Source organism: Clostridiales bacterium (genome assembly GCA_018333995.1).
GTDB lineage: Bacteria > Actinomycetota > Coriobacteriia > Anaerosomatales > SLCP01 > JAGXSG01.
The window spans coordinates 84,428-104,261 of record JAGXSG010000003.1 but is presented as its reverse complement, the minus strand read 5'-3'; the positions used below and the strand labels follow the sequence as shown (position 1 = coordinate 104,261).

Sequence of the window (19,834 nt, the reverse complement as noted above, 5' to 3'; positions counted from 1 at the left end):
GGTGGAGATCTTGCTTCTGACAGCGGCGGCGCTTGCCGGTATCGCCGCCGGGCTCTGGCTCGGGCTTCGCACGGGTGGTCGGCTGCAAGGCGGGCAGGCGTGGCGGTACTGGATGTGCAACGCACTCGCCCTTATCGGCGGGATGCTCTTCGCGTTTCTCGGTCAGCTCGTGGGCGCGCAGTGGCTCGCGGTAGCCGGACTCGGGTTTTCAGGCGGAGGCATTACCGGACTGAAGTACGGGTACGGCGCACGCGTAGGGGTGTGGGCGATCCACGACCGCCTCTTGCGCTCCGGTGATCTTCCGCAAGAACCAGCAAAGCGGCGATGAGCGTCGCGCCCTACGTCGCATGACGGCGGTCCATGCCGAGCAGCTCGCTTAATCTGTCCGGCCGGAAGTCGACGCATACCTCGGCGCCAAACTCGAACGTGGGCGTGTGCAGATGACCGTGATTGTGTGCGGCCGCTCTGGCCCGGGCGTCGGGGTCGCGTGAGACGTCGATCTCGCGGAAAGGGATATCGTGCGCGGCAAGCCAATCTCGGGCGGCGCGGCAGTCGGGGCACCATGCGGTGCAGAACATGAGCAGACCGGGTTCGCCTGAGTCTTTGGCTTCATCCGCGTGTTCGTCCGCACCGTCCCGGGCTGCGGCCTCTTCGGCATGCAGCGCCTCGGCACGCCCGGGTTCGAGGATTTCGAGCACCCCGAAGAGCTCGGCGTTGTCGGGTTGATCGGCGATGTCGTGCACGTCGGCGTAGCGGACGATGCCCGCCGCGTCGACGATGAAGATCGCGCGCTCGCTGGAGCCCTCCTCCTCGCGAAACACTCCCCATTCGCGCGCAGCCTCACCGTGCGGCCAAAAATCGCTGAGCAGCGGGTAGGTAATTCCGCCGAGGGATTCGGCCCACGCCTTGAGCACGGGCACGTGATCGACGCTCACACCCACGACCTGGGTGTTAAACCGCTCAAACCGGGCGAGGTCTGCCTGGTAAGCCGGTATCTGGCTGCTTCAAACAGGCGTGAACGCTAGCGGGAAGAACGCGATAACGGTGTTGGAACCGCGCTGCGCGGCCAGTGAGAACGTCGTGTCGAGGTGCGTTGGAAGGGTGAGCGCGGGGGCGGGTTCACCTACTGCTGGTAGTGGCATCGGCCGATTCCTCCTCGGCGTCAAAGGCGGGTGTTGTGGTACTCGATATAGCATTCCACAACGGGCCGGGGTGATACCATGGATGCTGGTAGACCGCCACCACGCCGGGAGCCTTCGGCACGAGGGGACGAGGTATCCATGCCGGACGAAGCACACGCGCTTGCAGTGTTCATCGACTTCGAGAACCTAGCCGTCGGGGCCGAGCAGTCCTCGCGGCGCCCACGTTCTCGAGCCGCCCAGAAGGCGGCGTTCGACATGAAGCTCGTGCTCGAGCGGCTCGTCGAGAAGGGCAAGATTGTCGCGAAGCGAGCGTACGCGGATTGGGCGCGCTTTCCGGAGTATGTCACGCCGCTGCACGAGCTCGGCATCGAGCTCACGGAGATCCCGCAACGCGGGATGACCGGCAAGAACTCGGCGGACATCCGGCTTGTCGTCGACGCGATGGAGCTCTCATACACAAAAGAGCACATCGACACGTTTTGCATCGTGTCGGGTGACAGCGATTTCACGCCGCTTGTGGGCAAGTTGAAAGAGAATGGCAAGACCGTCATCGGACTTGGGATGAAAGAGTCCACGAGTGACCTGCTTGCGGCGAACTGCGACGAGTTCATCTACTACGAGGACCTGGGGCGGGCCACGTCGACACCCGCGTTGGGGCAAGAGGTCCCCAAAGCAAAGCGTCCGGCGTACAAGCTGTTGTTCGAGTCGATAGAGGCGCTGCAGCGCGAGAACGTCGACCCGATCCACTCGTCGATGCTCAAAGACACCATCAAGCGCAAGCAGCCGCAGTTCACCGAGTCGTCGTATGGCTACAAATCGTTCACGCAGCTGCTTGAAGACGCGCAGAAGCTCGGATTTGTCACGCTGCGCAAGGACCAGCGCTCAGGCACGTACGTGGTCGAAGGGTTCGCGCGCTGAGTGGCCGGTTCGCCGCGTGCCGATAGATGAGACATGAGTAGTCAATACTACAGCGCACTTTGCCGCGCCGGTCGCGCGTCGAAATCGAGCGTGGTGGTCTGCGTTTTCGCCGCGGCGTTCTTTTTCGCCGCGGTCGCCGATGCCTCTGCGATCTCCTGTCCGGAGGTCATGGCGCGAGCTCAGCGCTGGGTCGACCTCGCGGTGCCGTACAGCCAGACGTCGTTTTTCGAGGGGTACCGCCAGGACTGCTCAGGTTTCGTTTCGATGGCGTGGAGGCTCACCTGGCCGAGCGGTGCCGCGAGGTCGCTCGCGACCGACACGCTCCCGGGGGTGTGCACGCCCATAACGCGTGAGGACCTGCGGCCGGGAGACGCGATCATCAGGCCCAAAACGGCGACGGTTTGGGGGCACGCCGTCATCTTCGGTGGCTGGTCGAACGCCGCGCGGACGCACTACTGGGCGTTTGAGGCGAGCAACTCGGCGGGCGGCACGCGCATGAGGGAGACGCCGTATCCGTACTGGGCGGCGTCCGGCGTCGGCTTCGCGCCCTACCGGTTCAACGGCATCGAGGAAGATCTCGGAGCGTTTATCGACCCGGTTGCCGGGGCGTGCCGCTACGAGACCGCCGTGGCGGCGTCGAGGCGGGCGTTCCCTGACCCGGCGGCGGTGGAAACCATCGTGATCGCGACGGGAGAGTCGTGGCCCGACGCGCTTTCCGGGGCCGGACTCGCCGGTGCGGTCAAAGGCCCCGTCCTGCTGACGCGCCGCTCGGCGCTGCCCGCGAGTGTTCGCGCCGAGATCGTGCGGCTCGCACCTGCGCGCGCGATCGTGATCGGGGGCGAGGGCGCGGTGGCCGAGGACGTCGCGGAGGCGATCGGCGCTCTCGGCGTCAGGCGCGTGGATCGCGTTGCTGGCACAGACCGCTACGAGACTTCCGCCGCCGTAGCGCGGGTGACCGTGGCCGAGGCGAGGGCGGCCAGCCCCGGATACGTGCCTGTCGTCTACGTGGCGACAGGAACTGACTTCCCCGACGCGCTCGCCGCCGCTCCGGTCTCGGCGTTTCTCGCCCGACCCGTATTGCTGGTGCACCCCTCGGGCGTGCCGACGGCCACGGCAGCCGCCCTCGCAGATATCAGCGCCACTCGCGCGTTCATTGTTGGCGGGGAGTCGGCGGTTTACCCGGCGATCGCCTCAGAGCTTGCGACTCACGTCGCCGAAGTGCGGCGCCTCGCGGGGGCGGATCGCTACTCTACCGCGCTTGCTGTCGCCGGACATGGTGTCTCAGCTGGACTCACGCGCGCCAACGCTGGTCTTGCGACAGGGGTCGATTTCGCCGACGCGCTTGCTGGAGGTGCGGCGCAAGGTCTGTCGGCCCCCGCATCGGTGCTCTACCTGACGCCGCCCTCGCGCCTGCCGGAGGCGGTCCGCGCCGAGATCTCGACGCACCGTGCCGCAATCGGGCGGGTGCGTGTGTACGGAGGCGTCGCGGCGGTCCCCGATTCCGTCCGCGTGCAGGTGGCCGCGGCGCTCCGCGGCTGGTAGGGCGTCGATGGCGACAGTACACACCCTGTTCGCGCCCGTACCGCTCGGGCTCGAGGCACCTCTCGCCGAGGAGCTCCGCGCTCTTAGGGCCGGCCGCGTGCGTGAGCGGCGGGCGGGAGTCTCGTTTCTCGCGGACCTTGAGGGTGCGGCGCGTGTGCTCATGTGGAGCCGAGTCGCCTCGCGCGTGCTGTTGCGCATCGCCGAGGTGGATGCGCCCGATCCCGACACCCTCTACGCCGCGGTGCGCGAACTGGCGTGGGAGGAACACGTGCCGGTCGACGGCACGCTCGCGGTCGACGTGGTCGCCTCGCGCTCGCCGATCTCGCACACCGGCTACGCCGCGCTCAAGGTCAAGGATGCGATCGTCGATCGGCTGCGCGACCGGTTCGGGAGGCGACCGAGCGTGGACACCGAGCGCCCCGACGTGCGCGTCAACGTCGCGCTGCGCGGCAAGCGCGCCACCGTGAGTATCGACCTGGCTGGCGACGGGCTCCACCGACGCGGCTACCGCGCTCCCGGCGAACAGGTGGTCGCGCCGCTCAAAGAAAACCTCGCGGCCGGTGTGCTCGCGCTCGCGGGCTGGCCGCGCAGGGCCGAGGAGGGCGGCGCGTTTTGCGACCCGATGTGCGGTGCGGGCACGCTCGTGATCGAGGCCGCGTGCGTGGCGTGCGACATTGCGCCGGGGCTCGGGCGCGCCTACCTCGGCGTGCACGGGTGGCTCGGGCGCGACGACGCGCTCTGGGAGCGGCTGGTCGCCGAGGCCCGCGAGCGAGCGGAGGCCGGGATCGCGGCGGCGCTCGGCACCGGCGCTGCCGTCCCCCGGTTCCTCGGTAGCGACACCGACGGCCGGGCCCTTGCGCTCGCGACCGCCTCGGCGGGTCGCGCGGGACTCGCGCGCGTGGTGCGCTTTGAGAAGCGTGACGCGCTGCGGGCCCGGCCGCCCGCTTCCTCACCCGGCCTCGTCGCGTTCAACCCGCCCTATGGCGAGCGGCTCGGGGCCGAGGAGATCGGCGAGTTGCGAGCGCTCTACTCGGGCGTGGGGGCGCGGTTGCGCGAGGCGTTTGCGGAGTGGGACGTGTGCGTCGTGACGGCCGCGGTCGACGTGCTGCCGCTCATGGGACTCGACATCGCCGCCGAGCACGCGACGTTCAACGGACGCATCCCGGTCACCGTCGCCGTTGGGCGCGCCGGACGGGTTGGGACACTCTCGGATCGCACATCCGCTACGTCTGGCACCCCCGCCACCCCCTCGGCCCCCGGTCACCCGCCCGCCACGCCCGAATCCGAGGGCGTCCGCCAACTCGCCAACCGCCTGCGCAAGAACGTGCGCCACCTCGGCAAGTGGGCGCGCCGCGCCGACATCACCTGCTACCGCATCTACGACGCTGACCTTGCCGAGTATGCGCTCGCCGTCGACGTCTACCACGGCGCCGGCCCCGACGAGGGCCGCACGCTCGCGCACATCGCCGAGTACGCGCCGCCGGACACGGTCGCACCCGAGCTCGCACGCCGCCGCCTCACCGAGGCGCACGCCACCGTCGCCGACACCCTCGGCATCGATCCCGCCGACGTCTACCTGAAAGTCCGTACGCGCCAGCGCGGCACCGCACAGTACGAGCGTCAGGCCGCCGAGCGTCGCACGCTCACCGTGGCCGAGGGCGGCCTGCTCTTCGAGGTCAACCTCTCGGACTACCTCGACACCGGCCTGTTCCTCGATCACCGCATCACGCGCGGGATGGTGCGCGACGCCGCCTCAGGCACCCGCTTCCTCAACCTGTTCGCCTACACCGGCACCGCCACCGTCTACGCAGCTTCCGGTGGCGCCGCGTCGACGACTACGATCGACATGTCGCAGAACTACCTTGACTGGGCGGCCCGCAACATGGCGCGAAATGCGTTCGAAGGGCGTCGGCACACCCGCGTGCGCGCGGACGTGCTCGCGTGGCTCGACAGCCCCGCGGCGCGCTCGGCCGGCCCCTTCGACCTCGTCTTCTGCGACCCGCCCACCTTCTCGAACTCCAAGCGCATGGACGGAACCTTCGACGTGCAGCGCGACCACGCGGACCTCATCGGCCGCATCGTGCCGCTCATGGCGCCCGGCGGCACGCTGCTCTTCTCGACGAATCGCAAGCGCTTCGCCTTCGACGCCGACTCCCTCGCGGCCGCCGCGCTCACTTCGGCCAGCGGCGACCCCGCCGCGCTCACCTGGCGCGACATCACCGCCGAGTCCATCCCTCCTGACTTCGCGCGCACGCCTCGGGTACACACCTTGGTGAGGATCGAGGTCGGCCGATGAGGAGGGACATGCAGCCGCTGCCCGGCACGCCGGTGCCTGCGCCCGCCGGGTGCGGGCTCGCCGCCGCACTGCCTCCCTACACCGTGCGCCTCTCGTGGCGCGCACGCCGGGTGCGGCTGACCGTGAGCGCGCGCGACGGGCTCGTCGTGTGCGTGCCTGCGCGCGCGCCGCGCGGGGTGGCCGAGCACGCCGTCGCGTCCCGCCGCGCGTGGGCCGAGGCCGCGCTTGCACACGTTGCCGAGCGCCGCGCGGTGTTCCTCGCACCCGCGGCCGAGCGGCTCCCGGCGCGCGTGGCGCTCCCGACCGCAGGGCTCGATCTCGCGGTCCTCTACGAGAGTGCGTCGGTCGCCTCCCGCACGACCGCCACCGCGCGCGGCGACTCCCTCGTGGTCCGCGGCTCGGCCGACCCGGATGCCCGCCTCGCCGCCCTCCGGCGCTGGCGCGACCGCACCGCCCGCGCCGTGCTGCCCGAGACCCTCGCCGCACTCGCCGCCGCGCACGACCTCCCGCTGCCCGACCGCGTCACCATCCGCGGCCAGCGCACCCGGTGGGGGAGTTGCTCGGCCCGCGGCACCGTCTCGCTCAACCGCGACCTCGTCTTCTTGCCGACGCACCTCGCCCGCTACGTGCTCGCGCACGAGCTCGCGCACCTCGTCCACCTCGACCACTCACCGCGCTTCTGGCGCCTCGTCGAGACCATCTGCCCGTCCGCTCCGGAGGCGCGCGTCGAGATGCGCGGCGCCCGGTCGTTTGTGCCGGTGTGGGCGGATGCCTGATCGCTTTCGCCGCGCCGCAACTCACACGGCCTCACTTGAGCAGCGTGACCGACCGCAGCAGCTGTGTCACGACCGAGCGCGTGTGTTCTAGCGCGGTGCCCGGGTCGCCCGGGGGCGCGGTGTCCTCGGTGATCGTGCGAGGCGCCTCTTCATCGCTCATCGACGATGAACGAGCACGCCACTCCTCCGGCAGAGCGTCCGGGACATCGACGCCAGCAAGCACCGCGGCGAGCATCGTCCAGGCGCGGGGCACCACCGAGTACGTGCCGTAGCCGCCGCCTCCGCAGCAAGCGAGCCGTCCACCGCATGACGCGTCCGCGATTTCGACGATCCGCCGGTAGAGGTCGCGCATCCCCGAGAGGGTGAGGCCGAGGTGGGTGAGCGGGTCGGCGTGGTGCGCGTCAGCGCCGCACTGTGCGACGAGCGCGTCGGGCGAAAACGCGGCAAGTACGGGCGCAACGACCTCGTCGAAGACAACCTTGTAACACTCGGCGTCAGCAAATGGCGGTAGTGGCACGTTGATGGCGTAGCCGGTTCCTGCGCCGATGCCGGTTTCCTCGGCGTGTCCGGTTCCCGGGAACAGGTAGCGGCCGGACTCGTGAAGCGAGATGGTGAGCACGTTGGCGGTGTCATAGAACGCCTCCTGGACGCCGTCGCCGTGGTGGGCGTCGATGTCCAGGTAGGCGATGCGGGTTCCCGGGCGCTCACGGAGCGCCACTGCTATCGCCACGGCCGGATCGTTGTAGATACAGAAGCCCGCTGCGGAGTTCCGGTGGGCGTGGTGCAACCCACCGGCGGGGGCGAAGGATCGTGCCGGACCGGGCGCGTCGAGCACGCGGGAGAGCGCGGCGATGGTTCCGCCGCAGATCAGAGCCGCTACGTCATGCAGTCCGTGCGCGGCTGGCGTGTCGCCCACACCGATGCCATGGCGCGTGACGAAGCGGTAGCGCTCGGGATACGCCGAGGCGTCCTTGACGGTGGCGATGTACGCCTCGTCGTGGACGAGAGCGAGGTCCGCGCCTGACGCGGGGCCGCTCGGCGAGAAGAACTCGATCGGGTGAACTGGGTCGAGATTCCGTTCCTCGCCGATCAAGCCGTAGGCGCGCATCAGGTCCACCGCGAGCGTGAAGCGTTCGGGCTTGAGTGGATGATGAGGGCCGAGGTCGTAGGCGGCCATGGCGTCGCTGTAGAAGAGGGCAGGGCGCACAGGCGTGTCCAGTCGTGTGGTGCCGCGTCGGATGCGTCATACGTTTCGTACCCGTTGCCAGCGCCGTTGGCTCCTCGACGCGCAGCGTCCTTGGCAAGACGGGGCACACTCGTTTGTCCGCATAGGGCGCGCTGTCGTAAACTACTCCCCTGCGCTCGACTGAGGAGGTGCCTGTTCGCCGTGCGGCACGAAGAAGCCAAAGCTCACAGCGTTCCATTCACGTTTGCAAGCGAACTCGGCACGCGCCAAATCATGCTTGACGATACGACCCTGCGCGACGGCGAGCAGACCGCCGGCGTCGTTTTCGCCAATCAGGAAAAGATCCGTATCGCGAGGTTGCTCGACGAGATCGGCGTGCATCAGATCGAGGCGGGTATCCCCGCCATGGGAGGCGACGAGCGCGATGTGATCGAAGAGATCGCGCACCTCGGCCTCAGAGCGTCCGTGCTTGGGTGGAACCGCGCGAACGTCGAGGACATTAGGCAGTCGATCGAGTGCGGTGTTGACGCGGTCGCGATCTCGCTCGCCACTTCGGACATCCACATCGAGACCAAGCTTCGGAAAGATCGCGCGTGGGTCTTACACTCCATCCGGGAGTCCGTCGCGTTCGCCAAGAGTCATGGCGTCTACGTCTCAGTCAACGCCGAGGACGCCTCACGAACCGAGATGGGTTTTCTCATCGAGTACGCCAAGGCTGCGGAAGCCGAGGGCGCGGACCGTATCCGGTTCTGCGACACGATCGGCGTGATGGAGCCGTTTCGCACGTACGCGGCGATCCGAGAGCTCAAGCAGCACTGCGGACTCGATGTCGAGATGCACACGCACAACGACTTTGGGATGGCGGTCGCAAACGCCATCGCCGGTATCCACGCCGGTGCGAACTGGGTGAACGTGACCGTTGGCGGCCTTGGCGAGCGGGCTGGCAACGCGGCGCTCGAAGTCGTCGTCATGGCGCTCAAGTACATCGAGGACCTTGAAATTGACATCGACACCACCCGTTTCCGCGAGATCGGCGAGTACGTGTTTGGCGCGGCGGGACGCCGCCTTCCCGCATGGAAGCCGGTCATCGGCACGAACGTCTTCGCGCACGAGAGCGGTGTCCACGCGGACGGTGTGATCAAGAACCCCAAGACATACGAGATCTTCTCGCCCGATGAGGTGGGTCTCGAGCGCCAGATCGTCATCGGCAAGCACTCCGGCTCACATGCCATCGAGATGAAGTTCGCCGAGTACGGCATCGAGCTTGCCCCCGGTCAGGCCGCACAGATGTTGCCGCTCGTCCGCACGCTGTCGATTCAGCTCAAGCGCTCGCTGTTCGACAAAGAGTTGCTCTACGTGTACAACGACTACTCCGCCGCGCGCGGCGGGGACGATTCCAAAGCATCCACGTGAGACTAAGGCGTCAAGACACGGCCGCCGCGATCCAGGAGGGTGATTCCCATTCCCGGTAAGACCATTTCCGAGAAGATATTCTCGGCCCGTTCGGGCCAGGACGCCAAGGCGGGCGACATCGTCATCGCCGATGTCGACTTCGTGATGGGCCAGGACGGCACGAGCCCGCTCGCGATCCGCGCGCTTGAAAACATGGGCGTCGATCGGGTCTTTGACCCGAGCAAGGTCGCGCTCGTCATCGACCACTCGTCTCCGAGCCCCATCGAGGGCGTGAGCGCCCTCCACACGATGATGCGCGAGTGGGGCAAGAAGACCGGCGCGCGAGTCTACGACATCGGCGAGGGAGTGTGTCACCAGGTCGTGCCGGAGCACGGTCATGTGGTCCCGGGCGACCTGATGGTGGGCTGTGACTCGCACACCTGCACGTACGGTGCGCTCAACGTGTTCTCGACTGGGGTTGGGAGCACCGATGGGGCGGCCGCGATGGCCTCGGGTAAGCTGTGGTTCAAGGTTCCCGAGACGATCAAGGTCACCTACACGGGGAAACTACCCGCGGGCGTGTTCGCCAAGGACCTCATCTTATACCTCGCCGGACTGATCGGCGTGGATGGAGCGACCTACCAGGCACTTGAGTTCCACGGACCCGTCATCGACGCGCTTTCGATCGACGCACGCATGACCATCTCGAACATGGCGATCGAGGTCGGCGCCAAGGCGGGCCTCATGCGCGCCGACGAGAAGACGCTTCTGTGGTTCGAGGGCCGCTCAGAACGCACGCCAGAGCCGGTCGACCCTGACGCTGACGCTGTGTACGTCGAGGAGATCGTGATCGACGCGGGAAGCGTCGTGCCGCAGGTCGCCAAACCCCACGCGGTCGACAACGTCTCGCCCATCGGCGAGGTCGAGGGCACGCCCATCCAGCAAGGGGTTCTTGGCACGTGCACGAACGGCCGCCTGGAGGATCTCGCGATAGCCGCCGAGATGCTAACGGGGCGTCGCGTGCACCCCGACGTTCGCTTCATCGTCGCCCCGGCGTCCAAGCGGATCTACCTTGACGCGATGGCCGCGGGCTACATCCAGACCCTCGTCGAGGCCGGAGCGGCGGTCGTGACCCCAGGCTGCGGACCGTGTGTGGGTACCCATAACGGCGTGCCGAGCGACGGAGAGAACGTTATATCGACGGCAAACCGCAACTTCAAGGGCCGTATGGGTAACAGCAACGCGTTTATCTACCTCGGCAGTCCGGCAACAGTGGTCGCCTCGGTCATCGAGGCGAGGATTACCGACCCGCGCACGTACTTCGGGTAGGCGGACGGGTCGGCAAGACGACGGACCTTCAGGAAAGCAGGGGAGTACAGGCGATGGCAGAGCTCAGGGCGAAGGCCTTCAAGTACGGCGACGACATCAACACCGACTACATCATCAGCGGCAAGTACAAGTTCAAGTCCGCGGACATGGAAGCGATGGCGATCCACGCGATGGAAGACCTCGATCCGGAGTACCACGCGAAGGTGAAGCCATCGGGCGGTTTTCTTGTCGCTGGCAAGAACTTTGGCATGGGCTCGTCGCGTGAGCAGGCGCCGCTCGTGCTTATCCACAGCAACACGCGAGCGGTGCTGGCCAAGAGCTTCGCGCGCATCTTCTTCCGCAACGCGATCAACACCGGTCTGCCGGTAGTGGAGTGCGACACCGACCTCATTGCTGACGGCGACGAGCTCGTCGTGGACCTGGAAGCGGGTGTCGTGCGAAATCTCACGTCCGGTGCCGAGATCGAGTTTCCGCCCCTGCCGCCGGTAATGGCGCAGTTGCTTGCGGACGGCGGTCTGGTGGAACACTTCAAGAAGCATGGTGGCTTCAATCTCTAGGGGGTAGCGTCGAATGGCGGTCAGGGTCGACCCGAAGTCCGAAATGCTCGAGTTGCTGCGAAGCGGTGACAAGGAAGCGACTGCGGCACGTGCCGCGGTCAACAAGCGATCGCTCGCGACCCTGATCGACGGGCTTTCTGGCGACGATCGGCAGTTGCGCATCGCCGCCGCACGGGCGGTGCACGCGCTGGCGATAGCGAAGCCCGAGGCCCTCAAGGGGTTCGGTGCTGAGCTTGCAGACGCGCTCGACCGTCCCGAGGCGCAGACACGCTGGGAAGTCCTCGCGGCGCTAGAGAAGATCGTCGCGACAGACGCCCGGGTTGCCGACAAGGCGATAGAGGCGGCGATGGCCGCGGTTCATGACGCGGAGTCCGGCGTCGTTCGTTTGGCTGCTTTTCGCCTGCTCACGGCGTATGGGGCCACCACCGCTCGCCGCTCCGAGCGAGTGTGGCCGATCGTCGACGAGGCGATCCGTGTGTACCACGGCGACCCGGAGTTCCTCGCCATGCTCATCGGCGTGATTAGGCTCGTGAGCGGGGATGCCTCGGATGAGGTACGGCTCGCGGCGGCCGAGCGCATGTCGTTCGATGCCGAGCACGGCAAAGGATTGCTTGGCAAGCGGGCCAAGCGGATACAAGCGTGCGCGCCCGAGAAGGGGCGAACGGCGTCCGTGACGCAGGCCGAAGGGTAGCGCTGCGAGCGGCACCTGGGCACCCGGGCACCCGGGCGCACGCCTCGGCAGCCGCCTCGCCGGCCGGTGTGGGAATACCTCCAGACGTCGCGTACAATCGATGACACGCTTTTCGCCGCCCGCGCGCCTGCGACGCGCGCGCACCTGACTCGTTGGAGGTATTGCCCTGTATGGCCAAGCACACAGTGACACTTATTCCCGGTGACGGCATCGGTCCGGAGATCACCGCCGCGATGACTCGCGTCGTCGAGGCCGCTGGCGTCGACGTTAAGTGGGAGGTCGCCGAGGCGGGCGCTGACGTGATGGACAAGTACGGCACCCCGCTCCCGGATCACGTGCTGGAGTCTGTCCGCAAGAACAAGGTCGCCATCAAGGGTCCGATCACCACGCCGGTCGGCACCGGGTTTCGCAGCGTGAACGTGGCGCTGCGCAAGGAACTCGACATGTACGCGTGCCTGAGGCCCGCGTTCTCGATCGCGGGTTCGGGCGCGCGCTACGACGGCATCGACCTCGTCATCGTGCGCGAGAACACAGAAGACCTCTACGCGGGCATCGAGTTCCCCGAGGGCTCCGAGGGCGCGGCCAGGCTCATCGAGTTCGCGGCCGCTGAGGGCGCGGGCACTATCCGCCCCGACTCCGGCATCTCGCTCAAGCCAATCAGCATCACCGGCACGCGGCGCATTGTGAAGTTCGCGTTCGACTACGCCATCGCCAACGGCCGCAAGAAGGTCACCGCGGTCCACAAGGCCAACATCCTCAAGCACTCCGACGGCCTCTTCCTCAAAGTCGCCCGAGAGGTGGCCGAGGAGTACGCCGGCTCGGGCATCGAGTTCGAAGACTACATCGTCGACGCGACATGCATGCAGCTCGTGCTTCACCCCGAGTGGTGGGACGTACTCGTGCTTCCCAACCTCTACGGCGACATCGTGAGCGATCTTTCGGCAGGGCTTGTTGGAGGGCTCGGTATCGCGCCCGGCGCCAATTTTGGGACTGAGTGTGCGGTGTTCGAGCCGGTGCACGGCTCGGCGCCCAAGTACACCGGCAAGGACGTCGCCAATCCCACAGCCGAGATACTGTCGGCGGTGCTCATGCTCAACCACCTTGGCGAACGCGACGCGGCGGATCGCATCTTAGGTGCGGTGCGGACCGTGATAGGCCGAGGCGAGAAGGTCACGTACGACATCAAGCGGTCCAACACCGGCAGCACGGAAGGTTCGGTCGGCACGCAGGCGTACGCCGACGCGCTCATCGCGGAGTTGTAGGTTACGGCCCCTGGGGGCGGCGTGGACGAGACACGCATAGAGATGCCCACGTCATGGCGGGAGCGACTCGCTGCTGACAAGCGGTGTCTTGCGCTCTTCGTTCTTGGGTTGCTCGTACTGATCGGCGGCGCGGGCGTGCTCCTCGCCGCCGTGCTCCAGCGGGAAGCGGCCGATGTTCGCCGAGAGGTACCGGTAGGCGTCCTTGACCCCGTGGCGGCATCCGGCGGTGTGGGTGACGCGACAGGCGGCGTTGATGCGAGCGGCGGAAGCAAGGAGCCGACCAGCTCGGGCACCGGCTCTGGCGGTACCGGTGCTACCGGCGGCGGCCCTGGCGGCGCCACTGGCGGCGATGGTGCCCCGATCAGGAAGCCGGGTGAAGTGCCCGTGTTCGAGCGCGCGCCGTACATCGCCTATCGGCTTGACGGCGCGGTGTGGGTGGCACGAGAGGACGGCACCCAGCCGCGACAGGTTGCCGCTTCGGCCGAGGTCTATGAGCTCTCACCCGACGGCACGAAGCTCGCCATCATCGATCGAGGAGAACTTGCGCTCGTCAACGTTGGTGACGGGTCGCGGATCGGCGTGGGCCCGGCGCTCGTGCTAGGGCTTGCCTGGCACCCCGACTCTTCCGAGCTGTACTTTGTCCGCGACGCGGGCGGTCCTCACGGAGATACCGATGTGCTCGTTGTAGGCAGCGCCGGCGGCACGCCCGGATTCGTGGCGCGCGGAGAGGCGCCGGCGGTGGGTCCCGACGGCACCGTGGTCGCCTTGCCGCCCAGCGAGTCGATCCGTGTGGGACGCACAGTCGAAGGCGACTCGGTGTCCGGCTCGCTTCTGCTGGTTCCGGCGGTTGGACACGCACGTACCCTCACGGTTGGCGCCCCGGCTCTCGCGTGCGCCGTCTTTGGCTCGACGATCGTCTACTCGGTGTCTGACATCGGGTGTCTCGGCAGCACTGACCCTACGTGCGAACCTGACATCCGAGTCCTTGGGGTAGACGGAACCGGGGAGAAGCGCCTTGTGGACCCGCCAACGACGCTGCGTCCGTTCGGCTACGCGGAACTCATGATCTCCCCCGACGGCAAGCGGCTTCTTTTTGCCGAGACGGGAGACGACGGCTACTCGCGAGCGTGGGTAGTGTCGCTTTCAGGAGGACGTCCGGTGCCGCTCACCATCAGGCGATCCACGTATCCTGTGGGATGGAGCGCAGACGGTGAGCGTGTCTTCTTCGTGGAAGGCAACGCGTTTCAGGGCGAGCGGACAGCGCTGTATTCCGCTCGCTACGATGGTGTGGGCCGCAGGATGGTCGTGGAGGGCGCGAGCCGCTGAGGCGCGAGCTGCCGAGTCGCGCTGATAACCGGAGCCGATAACCGTAACCGTGACCGCCAGCACGACCCATTGGCGTCGCTCGGCTCCTCGGCTATACTCCCGACCTACACAACCGGATACGGTGAGTGGCGCTGAGGGGGAGCGGTAGAGGCCAATCCTCGCTACCAGAGAGCCGGGTACCTGTGGAATCCCGGCGCAGGACGTCTCAAGACCGTCCCCTGAGCCATTCAGAAGAACGCTGCCAGCCCGCGCGCGGACGACCTCCGACGGGGCAGACGGCAAGTACGCTGGATCGGTGGCATCCGTTACCTGCCGCACGAGTGGACGCGAGAGCACGAGGTCGCGACCGCGGTCTTTCGCGTTGCGGAGGACTGTCGGCCGCGTCACTTCTTTTCGTGTGGCGAACCCACCTTACTCGTGCGGCCGCCCGGACGCCCGCGACCTCTTACCGCGACAAGGGAAGGTGGACGATGGAGCTGAGAAGCGCTGTCATGAAGGGCGGCCTGGCCAGGGCGCCGCATCGCAGTCTGCTCAAGGCTAACGGGCTTACCGATGAGGAGATCGCGCGTCCGTTAGTAGCCGTGGTCAACTCGGCGAACGACATCATTCCCGGTCACGTCATGCTCGACAAGATCGCCGAGGCGGTCAAAGCCGGCGTGTACATGGCAGGCGGCACCCCACTCGAATTCTCCACCATCGGTATATGCGACGGGCTTGCGATGAACCACGCAGGGATGCGGTACTCGCTTCCCAGTCGCACCGTCATCGCCGACAGCGTTGAGCTCGTGGTGCAGGCGCACGCGTTCGACGCGATGGTGCTCATCCCCAACTGCGACAAGATCACCCCCGGCATGTTGATCGCCGCGGCGCGACTCGACATTCCCACCGTTGTCGTCTCAGGCGGGCCGATGCTCGCCGGCTCTTACCGCGGCGCGCCCGTCAACTTGGAGACGGTGTTCACGTCGGTGGGCAAGGTCAAGACCGGTGAGATGTCCGAGGAGACCTTGCGGGAGATCGAGGATGTCGCGTGCCCCACGTGCGGTTCGTGCGCGGGCCTCTACACCGCGAACTCGATGAACTGTCTGACCGAGGCGATCGGCATGGGGCTTCCCGGCAACGGCACCGTCCCCGCCGTCTACTCGGAACGGATCCGGCTTGCCAAGCGTGCCGGCATGAAGGTGATGGAACTGCTGGCTGAAGGTATCACCGCCCGGCGGATCATGACCCCGGAGGCGATCCGTAACGCGATGGTCGTCGACATGGCATTTGGCGGCTCGAGCAACACGGTGCTGCACCTGACCGCGATCGCGCACGAACTCGGCCATCCGATCACGTTCGACGACTGGTCCGAGGTCTCGGCGAGCACGCCCAACATCTGCCGCCTGTCGCCGGCGAGCCACTACCACATCCAGGATCTGTACGCGGCCGGCGGGGTGGGCGCGATCCTTGTCGAGCTCGACAAGGCAGGGCTGCTCGCGCGCGACGTGATGACCGTCTCGGGGCTCACGATGGGCGAGATCATCGACGCGTCCGAGAATCGCGATACCGACGTCGTGCGCCCGGTAGAGCGCGCGTACTATCCCGAGGGCGGCCTGCGCGTGCTCAAGGGAAACCTCGCGCCTCGTGGCTGCGTGATCAAGCAGTCGGCCGTACCTGCCGAGATGCGCAAGCACACCGGACCTGCGCGAGTCTTCGACTCGGAAGGTGCGGCGGTGGCCGCGATGTACGGCGGCGAGATCCGCCCCGGAGACGTGGTGATCATCCGCTACGAGGGTCCCAAGGGCGGTCCCGGGATGAGCGAGATGCTTGCGCCAACCGCCGCGATCACCGGCATGGGACTGGCGTCGAGCGTTGCGCTCATCACTGATGGACGTTTTTCGGGCGCCACCAGCGGTCCCGCAATAGGGCACGTCTCGCCAGAGGCCATCAACGGCGGTCCCATCGCGTTTGTGGAGGAGGGCGACGAGATCACCATCGACATCGATGCTGGCACACTCACGCTCGCGGTGACCGAGGAGCGTCTCGCGGAAAGGCGTCGCCACTGGACGCCGCCTGAGTCCCGCGTCACGAGCGGCTACCTCGCTCGCTACCTGAAGTCGGTCTCAGGTGCAGATGAAGGGGCGGTGGTGTCGTGAGCGAACGGATCACCGGCGCCCAAGCGCTCATCCGCAGTCTCGAGGCGGAGGGCGTCGATGTCATCTTTGGGTACCCGGGCGGCGTGGTGCTGCCCATCTACGACGCAATCTACGATGCCGAGAGCATCCGGCACGTGCTCGTCAGGCATGAACAGGGCGCCGTCCACGCCGCCGACGGATACGCCCGCGCCACCGGCCGACCTGGCGTCGTCATCGTGACGAGCGGACCGGGCGCGACAAACACCGTTACCGGGATAGCGAACGCCTACATGGACTCGATACCGCTCGTAGTCTTTACCGGGCAGGTCGCAACGAGTGTCATCGGCACCGACGCGTTCCAGGAGTCCGACATCACCGGTATCACAATGCCCATCACCAAGCACAACTACCTGGTCAAAGACGCCGCGGACTTTCCGCGCATCATAAAAGAGGCGTTCCACATCGCGACCACCGGCCGTCCGGGCCCGGTGCTCATCGACGTGCCGGTCGACGTCTCGAAAGGCGAGGTCGCCTTCGACTACGACGCGCCGGTAAACCTCCCGGGCTACAAGCCCACCTACCGCGGTCACGCCAAGCAGATCAAGCAGGCGGCGTCTCTCATCGCGCGTGCGCGCAAGCCGCTACTCTACGTGGGTGGAGGCGTGATCGCGGGCGGAGCGGCACCCGAGATCAAAGAGATCGCCGAGCTCATGCAGCTGCCCGTGACGTGCACGCTCATGGGTAAGGGGGCGTTTCCCGAGGATCACCACCTCTTCATCGGCATGCCGGGCATGCACGGCGCGAAGTACACCAACTACTCGATCACCGAGACCGACCTGCTCATCGGCGTGGGCGTGCGCTTCGATGACCGCGTCACCGGCAAGCTCGCGACCTTCGCGAGCAAGGCCAAGGTCATCCACATCGATATCGATCCCGCTGAGATCGGCAAGAACAGGCCCGTGGACGTGCCCATCGTTGGCGACGCGAAGCACATCGCCGCCGCGATCACCGCCGAGCTCCGTAAGACCGGCGCCGAGCCGCGCACGGATGCGTGGATGCGCGCGATCGACGACTGGCGCAACCGGTTCCCGCTCCACTACGAGGCTCCCGACGCCGAGACCCTCATGCCGCAATACGTCATCGAGCGTATCGACGCGCTCACCGCCGGCCGCGAGACGATCGTGTGCACCGAAGTCGGGCAGAACCAGATGTGGGCGATGCAGTTTCATCGCGCCCTCAAGCCGCGGACGTGGGTTTCCTCAGGCGGGCTCGGGACGATGGGCTTTGGTTTCCCGGCCGCGATCGGCGCGCAGGCGGGACAGCCCGGCGCGCTCGTCATCGACATCGCGGGCGACGGCTCGTTTCAGATGGTCTCCCAAGAACTCGCCACGGCGAAGGTGCATGAGCTGCCGGTCAAGGTCGTCATCCTCAACAACGGGTTCCTCGGCATGGTGAGGCAGTGGCAGGAGCTGTTCTACGGCAAGCGTTACAGCCACTCGGTCCTCCCGCGGGACTGCCCGGACTTCGTGAAGCTGGCCGAGGCGTACGGGTGTCTCGGTGTGCGGGTCGAGCATCCCGATGAGATCGACCAGGCGCTGCTCGCGGCGTTCGCCTACGACGGACCGGCGGTCGTGGACTGCCGCATCATAGGCGAGGAGTGCGTCTTTCCGATGGTGGCGCCGGGCGGAAGTATCGACGAGATGCTCGGCGGGGTGCCGGGATGCCCGGTCTCTGAGATGCTCGACGACGAGTTGCTCCAGGAGGTGTGGGAGTAGATGCAGCACACACTATCGGTGCTTGTGGAGAACAAGCCAGGCGCGCTGACGCGCGTGACCTCGCTGTTCGCTCGGCGCGGGTTTAACATCGACTCGCTTGCGGTGGGAGTCACCGAGGACCCCACGCTCTCGCGCATCACCATGGTGGTGAGCGCCGCGGACACGCCGCTCGAGCAGATCACCAAGCAGCTCCACAAACTCGTGAACGTCATCAAGATCCAAGACCTCGACCCGGCCGAGATGGTCGATCGCGAGCTCGTGTTGTTCAAGGTCAACGCGCCGCCTGATCGCAGACACGAAGTCATCGAGGTCACGAACGTGTTCCGGGCAAAAGTCATAGACGTGGGCAAGAACACTCTTACCATCGAGGCAACCGGCACCAAAGAGAAGCTCGCCGCGATGGAAGACTTGCTGAGGGCGTACGGCATCAAGGAGTTGGCGCGGACTGGGCGTATCGCACTGGCGCGTGGATCGCGCGAGAGCTGACGAGACGGAAGAGGAGACGTACCATGGCGAAGGTGTACTACGAGAGTGACTGCGACCTGTCGCTTGTCACCGGACGCAAGATCGCGGTCATCGGCTACGGCTCGCAGGGTCACGCGCACGCGCTCAACCTGCACGACTCGGGGTGTGACGTGAGGGTGGGCCTGCGCGCTGGCTCGGAGAGCTGGGACAAGGCCAAGGTCGGCGGCCTCAAGGTCATGACGGTGCGCGAGGCGGCGGCTGACGCCGATATCGTCATGATGCTCACCCCCGACGAGACCCAGGCGCACACGTACTACGCCGAGGTCCACGAGTCGATGGGCGCAGGCAAGACGCTCGCGTTCGCGCACGGTTTCAACATCCACTTTGGACAGATCGAGCCGCCCGCGGACGTCGATGTCATCATGATCGCGCCTAAGGGCCCCGGCCACATGGTTCGCCGAGTCTTCCTTGAGGGATCCGGCGTGCCGTGCCTCATCGCGGTGCACCAGGACGCGAGCGGCTCTGCGCGAGAAGTCGCGCTCGCGTGGGCGGCGGGTATCGGCGGCGCTCGCGCCGCGGTCATCGAAACCACCTTCCCCGAGGAGACCGAGACCGATCTTTTCGGCGAGCAGGCTGTGCTCTGCGGTGGCGCCACCCACCTCGTGCAGATGGGTTTCGAGACCCTCGTCGAGGCCGGCTACCAGCCCGAGATCGCGTACTTTGAGTGCCTGCACGAGCTCAAGCTCATCGTCGACCTCATGTACGAGGGCGGCATGGCCAAGATGCGTGACTCAATCTCTAACACCGCCGAGTACGGCGACTACATGACCGGGCCGCGCATCATCACCGAGGAGACCCGCGAGGCGATGCGCGAGGTGCTCTGGGAGATCCAGAACGGCACGTTCGCGCGCAACTGGATCCTGGAGAACAAGGCCGGAAGCCCGCACTTCAAGGCGACCCGCCGCATCCACTCTGAGCACCTCATCGAGGACGTAGGCGGCGAGCTGCGCGGCATGTTCAGCTGGATCGCCGAGAAGAACAGCGAGTAGGCCACGCCCGGTAC

Annotated in this window: 17 protein-coding genes and 1 pseudogene; 15 read left to right on the top strand and 3 right to left on the bottom strand. The window is 66.8% G+C overall.

Annotated elements, in window-relative coordinates:
• The first annotated feature begins 1 nt into the window (after position 1).
• Positions 2 to 328 (top strand): hypothetical protein, encoded by a 327-nt coding sequence (locus tag KGZ40_01170; GenBank protein MBS3956134.1) that lies wholly within the window; start codon positions 2 to 4, stop codon positions 326 to 328.
• A 403-nt stretch (positions 329 to 731) separates the two neighbouring features.
• Here KGZ40_01170 and KGZ40_01165 read toward each other — a convergent pair.
• Together KGZ40_01165 and KGZ40_01160 are read right to left on the bottom strand one after the other, a co-directional pair.
• Positions 732 to 995 (bottom strand): annotated as a pseudogene (locus KGZ40_01165) (redoxin domain-containing protein).
• Between the two features lie 9 nt (positions 996 to 1,004).
• Positions 1,005 to 1,142, bottom strand: a complete 138-nt coding sequence (locus KGZ40_01160) for a redoxin domain-containing protein (GenBank protein MBS3956133.1) — start codon at positions 1,140 to 1,142, stop codon at positions 1,005 to 1,007.
• 138 nt (positions 1,143 to 1,280) lie between these two features.
• On the opposite strand from KGZ40_01160, the gene KGZ40_01155 reads away from it, so the two are divergent.
• The 4 genes from KGZ40_01155 to KGZ40_01140 are packed head-to-tail and all read left to right on the top strand — an operon-like array spanning position 1,281 to position 6,674.
• A complete protein-coding gene (locus KGZ40_01155; protein ID MBS3956132.1) occupies positions 1,281 to 2,060 on the top strand; it encodes an NYN domain-containing protein in 780 nt (259 codons plus the stop codon).
• 33 nt (positions 2,061 to 2,093) lie between these two features.
• Positions 2,094 to 3,602 (top strand): cell wall-binding repeat-containing protein, encoded by a 1,509-nt coding sequence (locus tag KGZ40_01150; protein MBS3956131.1) that lies wholly within the window; start codon positions 2,094 to 2,096, stop codon positions 3,600 to 3,602.
• A 7-nt stretch (positions 3,603 to 3,609) separates the two neighbouring features.
• A complete protein-coding gene (gene rlmKL / locus KGZ40_01145) occupies positions 3,610 to 5,898 on the top strand; it encodes a bifunctional 23S rRNA (guanine(2069)-N(7))-methyltransferase RlmK/23S rRNA (guanine(2445)-N(2))-methyltransferase RlmL (GenBank protein ID MBS3956130.1) in 2,289 nt (762 codons plus the stop codon).
• 8 nt (positions 5,899 to 5,906) lie between these two features.
• The gene (locus KGZ40_01140) at positions 5,907 to 6,674 is read left to right on the top strand and encodes a DUF45 domain-containing protein (GenBank protein ID MBS3956129.1); all 768 of its coding nucleotides are present in this window, start codon (positions 5,907 to 5,909) and stop codon (positions 6,672 to 6,674) included.
• A 31-nt stretch (positions 6,675 to 6,705) separates the two neighbouring features.
• Here KGZ40_01140 and KGZ40_01135 read toward each other — a convergent pair whose 3' ends face one another.
• Positions 6,706 to 7,881 carry an acetoin utilization protein AcuC gene (locus KGZ40_01135; GenBank protein MBS3956128.1) on the bottom strand — a complete coding sequence of 392 codons (1,176 nt, stop codon included), beginning with the start codon at positions 7,879 to 7,881 and terminating at the stop codon, positions 6,706 to 6,708.
• Between the two features lie 252 nt (positions 7,882 to 8,133).
• On the opposite strand from KGZ40_01135, the gene nifV reads away from it, so the two are divergent.
• From nifV to ilvC, 10 genes are all read left to right on the top strand, one after another.
• Complete coding sequence (nifV, locus tag KGZ40_01130) at positions 8,134 to 9,273, top strand: homocitrate synthase (protein MBS3956127.1); 1,140 nt, start codon at positions 8,134 to 8,136, stop codon at positions 9,271 to 9,273.
• A gap of 48 nt (positions 9,274 to 9,321) precedes the next feature.
• On the top strand, positions 9,322 to 10,581 hold the full coding sequence (locus KGZ40_01125) for a 3-isopropylmalate dehydratase large subunit (GenBank protein MBS3956126.1): 1,260 nt from the start codon (positions 9,322 to 9,324) through the stop codon (positions 10,579 to 10,581).
• Between the two features lie 53 nt (positions 10,582 to 10,634).
• Entirely contained in the window at positions 10,635 to 11,138 is a 504-nt protein-coding gene (locus KGZ40_01120) for a 3-isopropylmalate dehydratase small subunit (GenBank protein ID MBS3956125.1), read from the top strand.
• 13 nt (positions 11,139 to 11,151) lie between these two features.
• Entirely contained in the window at positions 11,152 to 11,829 is a 678-nt protein-coding gene (locus KGZ40_01115; GenBank protein MBS3956124.1) for a hypothetical protein, read from the top strand.
• A gap of 170 nt (positions 11,830 to 11,999) precedes the next feature.
• Positions 12,000 to 13,091 (top strand): isocitrate/isopropylmalate dehydrogenase family protein, encoded by a 1,092-nt coding sequence (locus KGZ40_01110; protein ID MBS3956123.1) that lies wholly within the window; start codon positions 12,000 to 12,002, stop codon positions 13,089 to 13,091.
• A gap of 21 nt (positions 13,092 to 13,112) precedes the next feature.
• Positions 13,113 to 14,417, top strand: coding sequence for a PD40 domain-containing protein (locus KGZ40_01105; protein MBS3956122.1), 1,305 nt, complete (start codon positions 13,113 to 13,115; stop codon positions 14,415 to 14,417).
• 476 nt (positions 14,418 to 14,893) lie between these two features.
• Complete coding sequence (gene ilvD / locus KGZ40_01100) at positions 14,894 to 16,552, top strand: dihydroxy-acid dehydratase (GenBank protein ID MBS3956121.1); 1,659 nt, start codon at positions 14,894 to 14,896, stop codon at positions 16,550 to 16,552.
• Between the two features lie 8 nt (positions 16,553 to 16,560).
• Positions 16,561 to 18,306, top strand: coding sequence for a biosynthetic-type acetolactate synthase large subunit (gene ilvB, locus KGZ40_01095; GenBank protein MBS3956120.1), 1,746 nt, complete (start codon positions 16,561 to 16,563; stop codon positions 18,304 to 18,306).
• Positions 18,307 to 18,792 carry an acetolactate synthase small subunit gene (gene ilvN / locus KGZ40_01090; GenBank protein ID MBS3956119.1) on the top strand — a complete coding sequence of 162 codons (486 nt, stop codon included), beginning with the start codon at positions 18,307 to 18,309 and terminating at the stop codon, positions 18,790 to 18,792.
• Positions 18,793 to 18,815: 23 nt separating this feature from the next.
• Positions 18,816 to 19,820: a ketol-acid reductoisomerase gene (gene ilvC / locus KGZ40_01085; protein ID MBS3956118.1), complete on the top strand. Its 1,005-nt coding sequence runs from the start codon at positions 18,816 to 18,818 to the stop codon at positions 19,818 to 19,820.
• Positions 19,821 to 19,834: the final 14 nt, after the last annotated feature.